9 protein-coding genes are annotated in these 15339 nt (G+C 67.4%); 3 read left to right on the top strand and 6 right to left on the bottom strand.

Annotated elements, in window-relative coordinates; translation table 11 throughout:
- Positions 1 to 17: 17 nt before the first annotated feature.
- Positions 18 to 2177 carry a murein biosynthesis integral membrane protein MurJ gene (murJ, locus tag OG538_RS17960; protein WP_406094767.1) on the bottom strand — a complete coding sequence of 720 codons (2160 nt, stop codon included), beginning with the start codon at positions 2175 to 2177 and terminating at the stop codon, positions 18 to 20.
- A gap of 49 nt (positions 2178 to 2226) precedes the next feature.
- Positions 2227 to 4524 carry a DUF6049 family protein gene (locus OG538_RS17955; protein ID WP_406100193.1) on the bottom strand — a complete coding sequence of 766 codons (2298 nt, stop codon included), beginning with the start codon at positions 4522 to 4524 and terminating at the stop codon, positions 2227 to 2229.
- 181 nt (positions 4525 to 4705) lie between these two features.
- Here OG538_RS17955 and OG538_RS17950 point away from each other — a divergent pair, with 181 nt between their 5' ends.
- Entirely contained in the window at positions 4706 to 6148 is a 1443-nt protein-coding gene (locus OG538_RS17950) for a CCA tRNA nucleotidyltransferase (RefSeq protein WP_406094765.1), read from the top strand.
- 95 nt (positions 6149 to 6243) lie between these two features.
- Here OG538_RS17950 and OG538_RS17945 read toward each other — a convergent pair whose 3' ends face one another.
- The 3 genes from OG538_RS17945 to OG538_RS17935 form a co-directional block, all read right to left on the bottom strand.
- Positions 6244 to 7503, bottom strand: a complete 1260-nt coding sequence (locus OG538_RS17945) for an MFS transporter (protein ID WP_406094763.1) — start codon at positions 7501 to 7503, stop codon at positions 6244 to 6246.
- Positions 7504 to 7626: 123 nt separating this feature from the next.
- Complete coding sequence (locus tag OG538_RS17940) at positions 7627 to 8709, bottom strand: inositol-3-phosphate synthase (RefSeq protein WP_385277598.1); 1083 nt, start codon at positions 8707 to 8709, stop codon at positions 7627 to 7629.
- A 62-nt stretch (positions 8710 to 8771) separates the two neighbouring features.
- The gene (locus tag OG538_RS17935; RefSeq protein WP_406094761.1) at positions 8772 to 9476 is read right to left on the bottom strand and encodes a PadR family transcriptional regulator; all 705 of its coding nucleotides are present in this window, start codon (positions 9474 to 9476) and stop codon (positions 8772 to 8774) included.
- A 404-nt stretch (positions 9477 to 9880) separates the two neighbouring features.
- Here OG538_RS17935 and OG538_RS17930 point away from each other — a divergent pair, with 404 nt between their 5' ends.
- Together OG538_RS17930 and OG538_RS17925 are read left to right on the top strand one after the other, a co-directional pair.
- A complete protein-coding gene (locus tag OG538_RS17930; RefSeq protein WP_406094759.1) occupies positions 9881 to 12619 on the top strand; it encodes a transglycosylase domain-containing protein in 2739 nt (912 codons plus the stop codon).
- Between the two features lie 135 nt (positions 12620 to 12754).
- Entirely contained in the window at positions 12755 to 14251 is a 1497-nt protein-coding gene (locus OG538_RS17925) for a glycosyltransferase family 87 protein (protein ID WP_406094757.1), read from the top strand.
- 20 nt (positions 14252 to 14271) lie between these two features.
- Here the strand turns inward: OG538_RS17925 and OG538_RS17920 are convergent, their stop codons facing one another.
- Positions 14272 to 15303, bottom strand: coding sequence for an alanine racemase (locus OG538_RS17920; RefSeq protein ID WP_406094755.1), 1032 nt, complete (start codon positions 15301 to 15303; stop codon positions 14272 to 14274).
- Positions 15304 to 15339 lie beyond the last annotated feature (36 nt).

Raw genomic sequence — 15339 nt, 5'->3', positions numbered from 1 at the left:
GTGCGGGCCGATGATCCTCAGCGGCCGAGTCGTCCGCGAATCATGCCGACCATGCCGTTGATCTCCTCGATCCGCATGCGCTTCGCCGCGACGAAGAACACTCCCAGCAGCATGGCCCCGCCGCAGACCAATGCGACGAGCGAGCTGAAGGCGCCGTCGCCGAGCGCGTGGAGCAGGCCGAATCCCACAGCCCCGCCGAGGACGGTGGCGGGGAGTGCGGCGAGACACAGCCGAGCGTAGGTGCGTACGACGTGGGCGCCGTCCAGATCGCCGCCGAGGCGGTTGCGCAGCCGCCGCCAGGCGATACCGACGCCGACGGCGTAGGCGAGCCCGTACGAGGCGGCCATGCCGACCACGGCCCACTGGGCGGGCAGCACGACGTAGCAGACGGCCGAGGCGGCCGCATTGACCAGGGCGACGATGACGGTGTTGTAGAAGGGCGTCCGGGTGTCCTCGTACGCGTAGAACCCTCGCAGCACCACGTACTGCACGGAGTAGGGGATCAGACCGAGGCCGAAGGCCATCAGGATGAAGCCCATGGAGCGAGCGGCTTCGGGCCCGCTGGAGGCGTAGAGCAGGGTGCACATCGGTACGCCCAGGGCGAGGAACGCGAAGGCGACCGGCACGATGGCCACCGCCGAGTTGCGTAGTCCCTGCGAGATGTCGTCGCGGACCGCGCCCGGGTCGTTGTCGTGGGCGGCGCGGGAGATGCGCGGCAGCAGGGCGGCCATGACCGAGACAGTGATGATCGCCTGCGGCATGCCCCAGATCAGCTGCGCGTTGGAGTACGCGAGGAAGCCCGCCCCGTTCTGGCCCGACGCCTTGCCGGCGGAGGTCGCGAGCTGGGTGACGACCAGCACACCGGCCTGGTTGGCGAAGACGAACAGCACCGTCCACTTGGCCAGCTTGACCGTCTTGCCGAGCCCGTGGCCCCGCCAGTCGAAGCGCGGACGGAAGCGGAATCCGGCCTCACGCAGATACGGGATCATGGCCAGGGCCTGGACGACCAAACCGAGCAGGGTTCCTACACCCAGCAGACGGACGCCCTCCGGCGGGATCGTCTGGACGCCCATGTGGGACTCGTGCGAGGTGCCGTAGACCCAGATGAACAGGCCGAACGTGAAGATCATGACGATGTTGTTGAGGACCGGGGTCCACATCATCGCGCCGAACTTCCCACGAGCGTTGAGGATCTGGCCCATGACCACGTGCACACCCATGAAGAAGATGGTGGGCAGGCAGTACCGCGCGAAGGTGGTGGCCACGTTGTTGGCCGCCGGGTCGTTGGAGATCGTCGACGACATCAGACGGATGAGGAAGGGCGCGGCGAAGACCGCGAGGGCGACGATCAGGCCCAGCGCGACCATCACCAGGGTCAGCAGCCGGTTCGCATAAGCCTCACCGCCGTCCTCGTCGTCCTTCATCGAGCGGACGAGCTGGGGGACGAAGACGGAGTTGAGGCCTCCGCCGACGGTGAGGATGTAGATCATCGTCGGCAGCGTGTACGCGATGGTGAAGCTGTCGCCGAGCAGGGCTGCGCCGAGGGCCGCGGTGATCACCAGACTGCGGACGAAGCCGGTGAGCCGCGAGACGAGGGTGCCGGCGGCCATGATCGCGCTGGACTTCAGCAGACCGGATGCCCGGCCACCGCCGGACTTCGGCGGCGAGGGGGCCGGGGCCGGCTCGGGCCGGTCCGGAGCCGGAGACCCGGCAGGGCCCTCCTGGTCCCGGAAGAGGTGGGCGAACGCGTCCGGCTCCTGGGGGTTCGTCGATGCCTGCGTGACGAGGTCGTCCACGCCCACGAACTGGGTGGTCGCGGCGTCGTCCCCGTACGGCAGGTGGCGGGACGGGCCGTCCGGCTCGGGGGGCGGGGTCTGCGCCCAGATCCGGGGGTCGGGTGGGTACTGGGCGGCAGGCGGCTGCTGGTAGAGCGGCTGCGGCTGCTGGTAGTAGCCAGGAGGCGGCGGCGGATGCGCGGCGCGGTCGTACAGCGCCTCGCTCACCGGGTCCTGAGCGGAGAGATCCTGGGACCGATAGGGGTCGTAGTCGTACGCCGCCTGAAGGTAGGGGTCGGGGGGCGGGGGCATCTGCTCCGGCCCGGGCGGCACCGGAGGCCCGCCGGAAGACCCAGCTCCGCCCGTACCCTGACCGCGGTCACCGTCGTACGGCGCGTTCATCGAAACCCCACCTCATCGTCCCCGGCCGACCGGCCACGACAGACATCGCTCAACGGTCCACTTTCTCACCCGTGCCCGACGGCTTCGTGCTTTCGGGACCGGTGTCCGGCGCCGGGTCACTCGGCTGCTCGGGTTCACTGCCGTCGTCGCCCGCCGCGCCGCCCGCGTTGGCGCGCTTGCGATGTGCATACATCCGGATGCCGGCGAGAACCAGGAGCAGAAGCCCTCCGGCGATCACGAGCAGCACGGTCGGCGTGAGCTCGGACACCTTCACGGTGAACGCCATCTCCGCGCCGTACGGCCTGCCGTCCTCCGTGTAGAGCTGAGCGGTCATCTGTACCTGGCCGTTGATATTGGCCGCGGCGTCGAACTTCACGGACTGGCTGTGGCCGGCGCCGATCTGGATCGGCTGCTCCGCCACTGCTCCGCCGTTGTTCAGCTCAAGGCGCGTCGCATTCTCCGACTTCAGCCTGAGCACCAGGTGCTTGACGTCCTGCAGCAGTCGGTTCTGCACGGTCACGGGAATCGTGGCGCTGCGGCCGGAAAGCGTGACATCCGACTTCGAGATGAGCTGGACCTCGCTGATGAGGCCCTGGAGGTATGTGCGTACCGAGTCCCGGTACCGCTGGGCCTCCAGCGGCTTGCCCCGCCACGATGTCGACATGGAGCGGTTGACCGCGTTCCCGAAGGGGGTCACCACCCGGTCGGGCTGCGTGAGGATGACCTGGAAGTCGTCGAGGGAGGCCTGGGTGGATTTGATGTCCTGGAAGGCCTGTGTGGGCAGCTCCTGGCTGCGCAGCCTCTTGGGGTACTGGGAGGTCCGGGGGACCGTGGTGGTCGCCTCTGCGTCGGGCTTCGCCGCCGCGGCCTGCATCAGGGTCTGGGACTGCGTCCAGCGCCCGTCGTCGAGGGTGTGAAGCGCGCGGGCCATCGTCTGGGCCTGGGCGATGGTGGGCATCCGCTGGGGCGCCACGACGATGCTTCGGTCCTTGTCCGTGTCCTGCTCGGACAGGGCGAGCGTGAGGGCCAGGAACTTCTGCACGGCGGGCGTGGAGTCCCCGGCCTTCGACATGTCGCCCTGGAAGGCCGTGGAGAGACGGGCGTCGGAGACCACCGCGGTGGTGCCGCCACCGATGGGCCTCGCAGCGGTCGGCGTGTAGGGCAGGCCGGCGGTCTCCTGAAGGCTGTCGCTGCGGGCGATCACGTTGTGGGCCCCGGTGGAGGTGGCGACGTCCACGATGGACGGGTCGATCGCACCGTCGACGGGCCAGGCGAAATCGGTCGACGGCTTCATGTGGAGGATCGTCTCCACGGTCATCCCGGCGACCTCGCTGGCCGTCTGGAGGTGGCTGAGCGTGCCCGAGACGTTCTTGCCGCGGTGCGCGATGGAGGCCAGGTCGGGATCACCGAAGGGCAGGGCGACGACCTTGCCCTCGGCCACGGCCGCTTCCAGCGAGCTGAGCCACTTCTTGGCCACCGCCTGGTTCGTTCCGGCGACCGTGGTGTCACCCGACTTGACGCGATAGCTCTTGGTCATGGCATCGACACTGGCAAGCAGATCCGGGTCGATGACCCAGGTCACGGGCAGCTGGCTGCCGAGCGACACCATGCGCTCAAGGCGGCCGCCCGGCGCGATCTCCGCGGCCAGGTCGTCATCGGCGAACACCGGAGTCTGCTGCTCGTCGGAGCCGGTCTCTGCGGTGAGATGCGCCGGAGCGATCAGCGGCCAGAGGTAGCTGATGCCGGACTTCGAGTCACTGTCCTTGTTCTGCCAGGGCAGAAACGTCCGCTTGATGCCCAGCACGTGGTCGTACTGAGCAAGAGCTGTCCGGCCCGACAACGAGACGCCCAGTTGGTAGACGCCGTCATCGCCGAGGTCCAGCTTGCTGACTGGCACGGACAGAGTGAAGTCCTGGCTGATACCCGAAGCCAGCTTCGCGATCTTGACCGTGTACTTGCCCCCGAGGGGGTAGGGATCCGTCCCGGGGACGTAGCCGGTGCGCTGAGCCGCCGCGTCGATCGAGGTCCTGCCGTACAGCTTCGGACCCACACGCAGATCTACCTGCGCGTCGGTGACGGCCGCCTTGCCCCTGTTGGTCACGGTGCCGGAGACGGTGAGCGTGTCCCCCTTCACAGGGGCGCTCGGTGTCACGGTGTCCAGGGAGACCGAGACGGTGCTGGTCTCGGGCGGAGCCTTGCTCGTTCCACCCGCCTGCGCCTGCGGGACGGCGACCCCGGCCAGCAGGGCAGCGACGAGCGGAGCCCCGGCGAGCGCGGTGGCTGTGCGCCGGAGCCACCGGCGGGCAGGAGAGGGACTCATCCCCTGGATGTCTGCCGCCTCGGCCACGCGTACCCGTCCCTCGTCGTCGTCAGCTGCTGTCACTCGTTGTCCGTTGCTGCGTCCCCGCATGGTAACGATGTGCGCCGTGACCAAGTGCCGGGGAGTCAGCCACATGATCGGGAGAGTCTCGCAGGGCGAGCGGAAACCATGACGCCCGGGCCGGTCCGGGCACGTACCCTTTTCTGTTGTGCCGAACGCCAATGAAGACAACTCCAGCGCCCTGACCCAGGTGCAGCTCCGCGCAGTCAGCGAACTGCTGCGGGTGTCCCCGGTCGCCGACGACCTCGCCCGCCGATTCCAGGATGCCGGATTCAGTCTTGCCCTGGTCGGCGGCTCGGTCCGGGACGCGCTCCTCGGCCGCCTGGGGAACGATCTGGACTTCACGACCGACGCGCGCCCCGAGGACGTGCTGAAGATCGTCAGGCCCTGGGCGGACTCGGTGTGGGAGGTCGGGATCGCCTTCGGCACAGTGGGCGCCCAGAAGGACGGCTACCAGATCGAAGTCACCACATACCGGTCCGAGGCGTACGACAGGACCTCGCGAAAGCCTGAGGTTTCCTACGGTGATTCCATCGAGGAAGATCTCGTCCGCCGCGATTTCACGGTAAATGCCATGGCGGTCGCGCTCCCGCAGAAGGAGTTCGTCGATCCGCACGGCGGTCTCGATGACCTGGCGGAGCGTGTGCTTCGCACCCCGGGGACGCCTGAGGACTCCTTTTCGGATGACCCGCTGCGCATGCTGCGCGCTGCGCGGTTTGCCGCGCAGCTGGATTTCGAGGTCGCTCCCGACGTCGTCGCAGCGATGACGGAAATGGCGGGCCGGATCGAGATCGTCTCGGCAGAGAGGGTGAGGGAAGAACTCAACAAGCTCCTGCTCTCCTCGCATCCCCGGAAGGGGCTGGCACTTCTCGTCGACACAGGACTGGCGGAGCAGGTCCTTCCCGAGCTTCCTGCGCTCAGGCTGGAAAGTGACGAGCATCACCGTCACAAGGACGTGTACGAGCACTCCCTGACCGTCTTGGAGCAGGCGATCGACCTGGAGGAGGACGGCCCGGACCTCGTTCTGCGTCTCGCGGCCCTGCTCCACGACATCGGCAAGCCCAGGACTCGGCGGTTCGAGAAGGACGGGCGGGTCTCGTTCCATCACCACGAGGTGGTGGGCGCCAAGATGGTCAAGAAGCGACTGACCGAGCTCAAGTACTCCAACGAGATGGTCAAGGACGTTGCGAAGCTGGTGGAACTGCATCTGCGCTTCCACGGATACGGCGACGGAGAGTGGACCGACTCCGCGGTCCGTCGCTACGTACGCGATGCCGGCCCCCTGCTGGAGCGGCTCCACAAGCTGACTCGTTCGGACTGCACCACGCGGAACAAGCGCAAGGCCAGTGCCCTGTCGCGGACCTACGACGGGCTGGAAGAGCGCATTGCCCAGTTGCGGGACCAGGAGGAACTGGAGTCGATCCGACCGGACCTGGACGGTAACGAGATCATGCGCATCCTGGACGTCGGCCCCGGTCCGGTGATCGGCAAGGCTTACGCATTCCTGCTTGAGCTTCGCCTGGAGAACGGGCCGATGGAGCATGACGCTGCTGTGGCCGAGCTCAAGAAGTGGTGGGCGGCGCAGAGCTGAGGCCGCGATGGCCACTCTGCCCGAGGGGGTGGGTCATGTTTCACGTGAAACATGACCCGCAGCGGACCGGCGCTGTTTCACGTGAAACAGCGCCGTCAGTCGTTCCTGTTCCATCGCAACAGCATCACGGCCACCGTGGCGTAGAGCAGGGCCACTCCGATCACCACTGTTGTCGACCTTCCGTCAGCAGGCAGGAGTAGCGCGGAGGCGCCTGCGGCGCTGACGAAGGCCACGTTGAACAGCACGTCATAGAGCGAGAAGATCCGACCGCGGAACGAGTCGTCCACGGCCGTCTGTACCACCGTGTCCGTCGCGATCTTCGCTCCCTGAGTGACCAGCCCTAGGACGAACGCCGCGATGAGCATGGGCAGGGGTCTGAACCAGAGCCCCAGCGCGGGTACAAGGACAGCTGCCGCCGCCGCGCACACCACCATCCAGCGAAACGTGCCCAGTCGCCCTGCAGCCCATGGGGTCAGTACGGCCGCCGCGAAGAACCCCGCACCGGACACCCCCACCGCCAGGCCGAGCAGCGCCAGTCCGTCGGACTCGTTGTCGGTCCACGCGTAGCGGCACAGCATCAGGACCATGATCGTCAACGCCCCGTAGCAGAAGCGGATCACGGTCATGGCGGCCAGCGCCAGGGATGCGCTCTTACGCTCCGCCAGATGGCGCACCCCATGACGAAGGCCGCGCGCGGTAGTGGTCAGAGCCGTCCGCAGGCGGAGGTGGCTCCCACTCCGGTCCGGCCCCAGCAGGTTGGAAGCGAGACTGAGGGACGCCAGCGCCGAAGCCAGATAGAGCCCTGCGCCCAGGAGCACCACCGCGGCATCGGAGTCCGCGATGATCAGCCGTACGGCAAAGGCGAGACCACCGCCCGCGGTGGCCGCCAACGTGCCCGCGGTCGGCGACAGTGAGTTGGCCAGCACCAGCAGATCCGGGGCGACGACGCGTGGGAGCGCGGCGGAGAGGCCGGCCAGGACGAAGCGATTGACCGCCGTGACGCAGAGCGCCGAGGCGTAGAAGAGCCAGTCGGGGGCCGAGCCGAGGATCAGCAGAGCGGTACAGCAGGCGAGGGTGGCGCGCAGCAGATTGCCGTAGAGGAAGACCTGCCGACGCGGCCAGCGGTCCAGCAGTACACCGGCGAACGGGCCGATGAGCGAGTAGGGCAGCAGGAGTACCGCCATCGCAGAGGCGATGGCACCGGCGGACGCCTGCTTCTCCGGGGAGAAGACGACATGCGCCGCGAGGGCCACCTGATAGACGCCGTCGGCCGACTGGGACAGGATCCGCACGGCCAGCAGGCGGCGGAAGTTCCGAAGGCGCAGGAGTACGCGCAGGTCACGCACGACGGGCATGGAAGCAAGGGTCACATACGTTGAGGGTCCCCGGGCGGATTGCCCGGGGACCCTCAACGGTGCGGGAGTCGAGGAGCGTTGCCGCTCCTCACCACACCGCGCCGACGCACCGTTTCAGGTGGGTCAGTTGGAGACCTCACCACGGATGAACTTCTCGACGTTCTCGCGGGCCTCGTCGTCGAAGTACTGGACCGGCGGGGACTTCATGAAGTACGAGGACGCGGAGAGGATCGGGCCGCCGATGCCGCGGTCCTTGGCGATCTTCGCAGCGCGGACGGCGTCGATGATGACACCGGCCGAGTTCGGGGAGTCCCAGACCTCGAGCTTGTACTCCAGGTTGAGCGGAACGTCACCGAAGGCGCGGCCCTCAAGGCGCACGTACGCCCACTTGCGGTCGTCCAGCCAGGCCACGTAGTCCGACGGGCCGATGTGGACGTTGTCCGCACCGAGCTCGCGGTCACGGATCTGCGAGGTGACGGCCTGCGTCTTGGAGATCTTCTTGGACTCAAGGCGCTCACGCTCGAGCATGTTCTTGAAGTCCATGTTGCCGCCGACGTTCAGCTGCATCGTGCGGTCCAGGACGACACCCCGGTCCTCGAACAGCTTCGCCATGACGCGGTGCGTGATGGTGGCGCCGACCTGCGACTTGATGTCGTCGCCGACGATCGGGACACCGGCCTCGGTGAACTTGTCCGCCCACTCCTTGGTGCCGGCGATGAAGACCGGGAGGGCGTTGACGAACGCGACCTTGGCGTCGATGGCGCACTGCGCGTAGAACTTCGCAGCGACCTCGGAACCGACCGGCAGGTAGCAGACGAGAACGTCGACCTTGCGGTCCTTGAGGATCTGGACGATGTCGACCGGGGCCTCGGCCGACTCCTCAATGGTCTCGCGGTAGTACTTGCCGAGCCCGTCGTGGGTGTGGCCGCGCTGGACGGTGACGCCGGCGTTCGGCACGTCGCAGAGCTTGATGGTGTTGTTCTCGCTGGCGCCGATGGCGTCCGAGAGGTCGAGGCCGACCTTCTTCGCGTCGACGTCGAAGGCGGCGACGAACTCGACGTCCCGCACGTGGTACTCGCCGAACTGGACGTGCATCAGACCGGGCACCTTGCCGGCCGGATCGGCGTCCTTGTAGTACTCGACGCCCTGGACCAGCGAGGCGGCGCAGTTGCCCACGCCGACGATGGCTACGCGAACCGAACCCATTCCGGTTGCTCCCTGTGTGTAATGGATGTTCCTGATGAGGCCCCCGCGGATCTGCGGAGGACTCACTTGGCGGTGTCGTCGGACGGATCCGGCGGGTTGTTACCCCGCCGGGGCAGGCCGTCCGACTCTCCTGCGGTGTTCTGCTGAGCTGAGCCCTCGGGCGAGGATCGTCGCTGATCCCGTCCCGACCGCTCGCTCTCGATGAGCTCGTTCAGCCAGCGCACTTCGCGCTCCACGGACTCCATGCCGTGTCGCTGCAGCTCAAGTGTGTAGTCGTCGAGGCGCTCGCGGGTGCGGGCCAGAGAGGCGCTCATCTTCTCGAGACGCTCCTCCAGCCGGCTGCGACGGCCTTCCAGCACCCGCATCCGCACGTCGTGCTCCGTCTGCCCGAAGAAGGCGAAACGAGCAGCGAAGTGCTCGTCCTCCCAGGAGTCGGGGCCGGTGTGCGAGAGCAGCTCCTCGAAGTGTTCCTTACCTTCTGCCGTCAGCCGGTAGACGATCTTCGCGCGGCGCCCTGCCAGTGAAGAGGCGGGGGCGACCGCACGCCCGGCGCCCGGCAGGACGTCTGCCGGAGCATTTCCCGGCTCCTCGATCAACCAGCCGGTGGCGACCAGCGTCTTGAGGCAGGGGTAGAGGGTTCCATAGCTGAAAGCTCGGAAGATCCCCAACGAGGTGTTGAGGCGCTTACGGAGCTCGTAGCCGTGCATCGGGGACTCGCGGAGCAGTCCGAGGACGGCGAACTCGAGGATGCCTGAGCGCCTGCTCAACCTCGCCTCCTCCTTCTCCGAATGCTCTCGCGTGGCCCTGTGCCGAGCCGATGTACCGAGTCGATGTACCGAGCTGATGTATCGACTCGATACATCAGCACGATAGATCGGACTCGGGGCTGCGACAAGGGGGGCCTTAGTGAGCGGCGTCACATCGCCAATTCGTAGCAACCGACTTGCGTAATTTGGGGTGAAGTTCGGCCGCGGGGGGGTTTTGACCGTGCGTAGTCTGTGCGGCATGCAGACCACCGGGAACCGTGTGACGTCCGAGTACGTCAGTCTTCGCGGACTAACCGGATGCACTGCGGATGAGCCCCTCGCGGGGCTGGTCCGTAATTCGGGGGGACACCGGATCTCAACTGCCGCTTCCAGGCGCTCTCGCCTGCCCGAGGAGTAGTCGTTCGATGAGCGAGCACCGTCGCAAGATGCCGCAACCGCAAGGTGGCGGGCGTGCCGCGGCCAGACGAGCCGCCCAGCAGTCCCCCGGACGCCGCGCCGCACCGTCACGCGGAGTAACTTCCGAGTCACCCTCCGGTTCGTCCGGGGAAGAGACTCCGTACGGCGGGCGCGCCGCTGCCAGACGCGCTGCCCAGCGTGGCGGCGGTGGCCGCGGTGGTGCCGACGGCGGCGGGGGTGGCCGGCGTCGCGGAGGCGGGGACGGTGGGCAGGAGGGCCCCGGCCGCGGCCGGGGACGCGGCAGCCAGCGCCCGGCCAAGAAACGCTTCATCGACTACCCCCGCTCCGGCAGGCAGGGCCTGCGGCGCTGGATGCCCTCGTGGAAGCTGGTCTCCGGCCTCTGCATCGGCTTCCTCGGCCTTCTGATGGGGCTCGCCGGTCTCGCGTACGCGATGGTCGCCCAGCCCAAGGTCCAGGCGGCCGCGAAGGCGGAGAACAACGTCTACTTCTGGAAAGACGGCACGCAGATGGTGGCCACCGGCGGTGAGGTCAACCGCCAGATCATCGACTACGCGCAGATTCCGGAAGCGATGCGCAACGCCGTCATCTCAGCCGAGAACAAGACCTTCGACACCGACCACGGCATCGACCCGATGGGCATTGCCCGAGCCGTGTTCAACATGGCCAAGGGCGGCCAGACCCAGGGCGGCTCGACGATCACCCAGCAGTACGTGAAGAACTCGCAGCTGTCGCAGGAGCAGAGCCTGAGCCGTAAGTTCCAGGAACTCTTCATCACGCTGAAGGTCGGCAGCGAGATGGACAAGAAGGACATCATGGCGGGGTACCTCAACGTCTCGTACTACGGACGAGGTGCCTCTGGAATCCAGGCGGCGGCACGTACGTACTACGGCAAGGACGCCAAGGACCTGAACCCGAGCCAGTGCGCCTTCCTGGCGACCCTCCTCAAGGGGGCCAGCTACTACGACCCTGCGGGTGCCCCGGAGGTCGACTCGGTGGAGGCGACCGCGGAGAAGAACAGAGAGCGGGCCGAGAAGCGCTGGCGCTGGATCCTCGACGAAGAGGTGAAGGACGGCAGGATGGAGCAGTCGGAACGCGACAAGTACACGAAGTTCCCGATGCCCCAGAAGCCGAAGAAGAACGCCCAGCTGGGCGGCCAGATCGGCTACCTCGTCTCCACGGCCAAGTCGTACATCACCGCCAACACCGACATCACCCGCGATCAGCTCGATCAGGGCGGTTACGAGATCCACACGACCTTCGACGAGAAGAAGGTCGAGCAGCTGAACAAGGCCGTCAAGAAGGTCTACGACGAGAAGATCGACGTCAAGAAGCGCCCGACCAAGGACACCCACGTCCAGTTCGGCGGCACGTCGGTGGATCCGAAGACCGGTGCTATCGAGGCGATCTACGGTGGCCAGGACGCCACGAAGCACTACACCAGCAACGCTGATCCCACCGGTGCCGCGGTCGGCTCCACCTTCAAGCCGTTCGTGCTGGCTGCGGCGATGGAGTACGGCAAGCGGGATCCGTCCGGCAGCTCCGAACAGGGTGAGGCGGAGCGGACGAAGGTCTCGCCGAAGAGCATTTACAACGGCAACGACAGGCTCAAGATCAGGAAGTACAACGGCGAGATCTGGACCGACGAGAAGGGCAACGAGTGGCTCCAGGCCAACGACGGCCATGAGTCGAAGGGCAACATCACTCTTCGTGAGGCGATGCGTGTGTCCGCCAACTCGCCTTACGTACAGCTGGGTATGGACGTCGGTACCGACAAGGTGAAGGACGCGGCCATCGCGGCCGGCTTGAAGGACGACAAGTACATGGCGAACGCGAGCGTTCCGTCGTTCTCCATCGGCACCTCCTCGCCCAGCACGACCAGCATGGCGGGCGCATACGCCACGTTCGCGGCCAGCGGCCAGCAGCGTGAGCCCTTCTCGGTGACCGAGGTGAAGAAGCGCGGCGAGGTGGCCTACCAGCACAAGGTGGTTGCCAAGAGCGCCTTCTCCAACGTCATTGCCGACAACGTGACGGACGTGCTCAAGAACGTCGTCGAGAAGGGGACCGGCACACCTGCCAGGCTCCCCGGACGGGACGTCGCCGGCAAGACCGGTACGACGGACGACAACCTGTCCGCCTGGTTCGTGGGCTACACCCCGCAGTTGTCGACAGCGATCAGCATGTACCGGATGGATGACGACGACAGTCACAAGAACCGTCGGTTCGAGAAGATGTACGGCACCGGCGGCGAGACGAAGATCCACGGCGCGTCGTTCCCCGCCCGGATCTGGCATGACTACATGGCCGATGCGATGGAGGGCCAGCCCAAGGTCACCTTCCCGAAGCCGGAGTCGATCGGTGAGACGGTCTACGGCGGTGGCGCCAGCCCCAAGCCCACTCCTACGCCCACTCCTACGCCGACTCCGACTCCGACTCCGACGGAGACCATCACGCCGTCGCCGACCGCTACTGAGGTTCCGACCCCGGATCCGACCGAGAGCTGCGGAACGTGGGACGTGAACTGCCAGAACAACGGTGGCGGAAATTCCGGCGGATGGACCAACGGCGGCACCGACACCGGGACGACTGACGGCGGCACGGGCGGCACGGACGGCGGGACCACCACCGGGACCACGGACGGTACAAGCTCCGGGGGCACCAGCCCCTCTCCCACCACAGGGGGCAACGGGAACGGGAACGGCAACGTCTTCGGTGGCCCGGCCGGGTAGCGCCCGGCAGACAGCTCATCCCGCGCGCCCGCCAGGGCGGGCCGGGGGGAGCCGAGCAGTGTGATGAGGGCCGCGGCACCAAAGGGTGCGGCGGCCCTCCTCGATTCCACAGTCCGGTACGGCAGGATGTGCGGCATGCCAAGCGCAGAGGATTCGAGCGTGCACCAGGAACGGTCCGTCGTACGGCCCACGCACCAGGACGAGATCGCCGCGGCCGGCAGCGAGCTGATCGGCGGGAGGTCGGGGCGCTGGACGCGTCTCGGCAGCACCGCTCTCACTCCCGTGGGCGCGGTCGCGCTGGTGGCGATCGGGATGTTCGCACTCGGCATGGTGCAGAAACTGCCCTGCTACAACTGGGCGTGGTTCAGGGGGGCGGGCTCCCAGTACACCCACGCCTGCTACTCCGACATCCCGCACCTCTACGCAGGACGGGGCTTCGCCGAGGGCCTGGTGCCGTACTTCGACAGGCTGCCCGGCGACATGCAGTTCCTGGAGTACCCGGTCCTCACAGGCGTGTTCATGCAGATCGCTGCCTGGCTCACCCCGGGCGGTTCCATTCAGCAGCAGGAACAGGCCTACTGGCTTGTCAACGCGGGCATGCTGATGATCTGCACCGCCGTCATCGCCGTGTGTGTCGCACGCACGAACCGTCGCCGGCCCTGGGACGGCCTCCTGATGGCGCTGGCGCCCGCGTTCGCGCTCACGGCCACGATCAACTGGGACCTGCTGGCAGTCGCCCTGACGGCCGCGGCGATGCTCATGTGGTCCCGGAGCCGCATCCTTGCTTTCGGCATCCTGATCGGGCTGGCCACGGCCGCCAAGCTCTACCCCGTGTTCCTGTTGGGCCCGGTCTTCGTGCTGTGCTGGCGGGCGGGGAAGTGGAGGGAGTTCGGGGTGGCGACGCTCGGTGCCGCCGCCTCCTGGCTGGTGGTCAATCTGCCGGTGATGGTGTTCGCGCCCGAGGGGTGGAAGAAGTTCTACACCTTCAGTCAGGAGCGCTCGATCGACTTCGGTTCCTTCTGGCTGGTCATCACACAGCGCACCGGCAAAGCCATCGACGTCTCCACGGTCAACACCGTCTCCACGCTGGCGACGATCGCCCTGTGCGCGGTGATCGGGGCGCTGACGCTGACCGCGCCGCGCAGGCCGCGATTCGCCCAGCTCGCCTTCCTGGTCGTCGCGGTGTTCATCCTCGTCAACAAGGTCTACTCACCGCAGTACGTGCTGTGGCTGATCCCCCTTGCCGCGCTGGCCAGGCCGCGCTGGCGGGACTTCCTGATCTGGCAGGCGTGCGAGGTCATGTACTTCCTGGGGATCTGGATGTACCTCGCGTACACGACGAGTGGGGACAAGCACCAGGGCCTGCCGACGGAGGGCTACCAACTGGCGATCGTGCTGCACCTGCTGGGCACGCTCTACCTCTGCGCCGTGGTCGTACGGGACATCCTGATGCCTGAGCGGGACGTGGTGCGGCGTGACGGCTCGGACGATCCGTCGGGCGGAGTGCTCGACGGTGCCGACGACGTCTTCGTACTGGGTCGGGCGGCGGGGCATCCTCCGCGCCGTGTCGCACTTGCCGAGACGGGACCGCGGGTGGAGTGGGGCACGGCGGGCACACCGGCCGCCGACTGAGCGGCCGGCGGCCCGGAGTCTCAGCGGTCGACGAGCCGGTCGAACTGTGTGGTCGTGTGACGCAGATGAGCCACCAGCTCGTCGCCCACCCGCGGCTCCTCGGCGTCCGAGGGCACGAACAGGATCGACACCTGCATGTGCGGCGGCTCGGCGAACCAGCGCTGCTTGCCGGCCCACACGAAAGGCGACAGATTGCGGTTGACGGTGGCCAGCCCCGCCCGGGCAACACCCTTGGCGCGCGGCATCACGCCGTGGAGAGCCTTGGGCGCCTCCAGGCCCACGCCGTGCGACGTGCCCCCGGCGACGACGACGAGCCAGCCGTCGGATGCGGCCTTCTGCTGCCGGTAGCCGAACCGGTCGCCCTTGACGACACGTGTGACGTCGAGCACCGCGCCCCGGTACTCCGTGGCCTCGTGGTCGCCGAGCCACAGCCGGGTACCGATGCGGGCGCGGAACCGGGTCTGCGGAAACTGCTGCTGCAGGCGTCCCAGTTCCTCGGCACGCAGATGGCTCACGAACATCGTGTGCAGCGGCAGCCGGGCCGCCCGGAGACGGTCCATCCAGGCGATGACCTCTTCGACCGCGTCCGAGCCGTCGGTGCGGTCCAGCGGCAGATGCAGGGCGAAACCCTCTAGACGTACGTCCTCGATGGCGGCGTGCAGATGCCCGAGCTCCTCCTCCTTGACGCCGTGGCGCTTCATCGAGCTCATGCATTCGATGACGACACGGGCGCCCACCAGAGCGTGCACGCCGTCCACGGACGAGACGGAGCGGATGACCCGGTCGGGGAGCGGCACCGGTTCCTCGCCGCGCCGGAACGGCGTGAGCACCAGCAGATCACCGCTGAACCAGTCCTTGATGCGGGCCGCTTCGTAGGTGGTTCCGACCGCGAGGATGTCGGAGCCGAAGCGGATCGCCTCGTCGGCCAGCCGCTCGTGGCCGAAGCCGTACCCGTTGCCCTTGCAGACCGGTACGAGGCCGGGGAACTGGTCGAGCACGGATTTCTGGTGCGCCCGCCAGCGCGCGGTGTCGACGTACAGGGAGAGCGCCATGGCCGGTCCGGAACCTTTCTGGTGGCTGCGGTGGTG

The sequence above is a fragment of the Streptomyces sp. NBC_01013 genome (assembly GCF_045162765.1).
In the GTDB taxonomy this organism is placed as follows: Bacteria; Actinomycetota; Actinomycetes; order Streptomycetales; family Streptomycetaceae; genus Streptomyces.
This window is presented reverse-complemented; position numbering and strand designations above follow the sequence as displayed.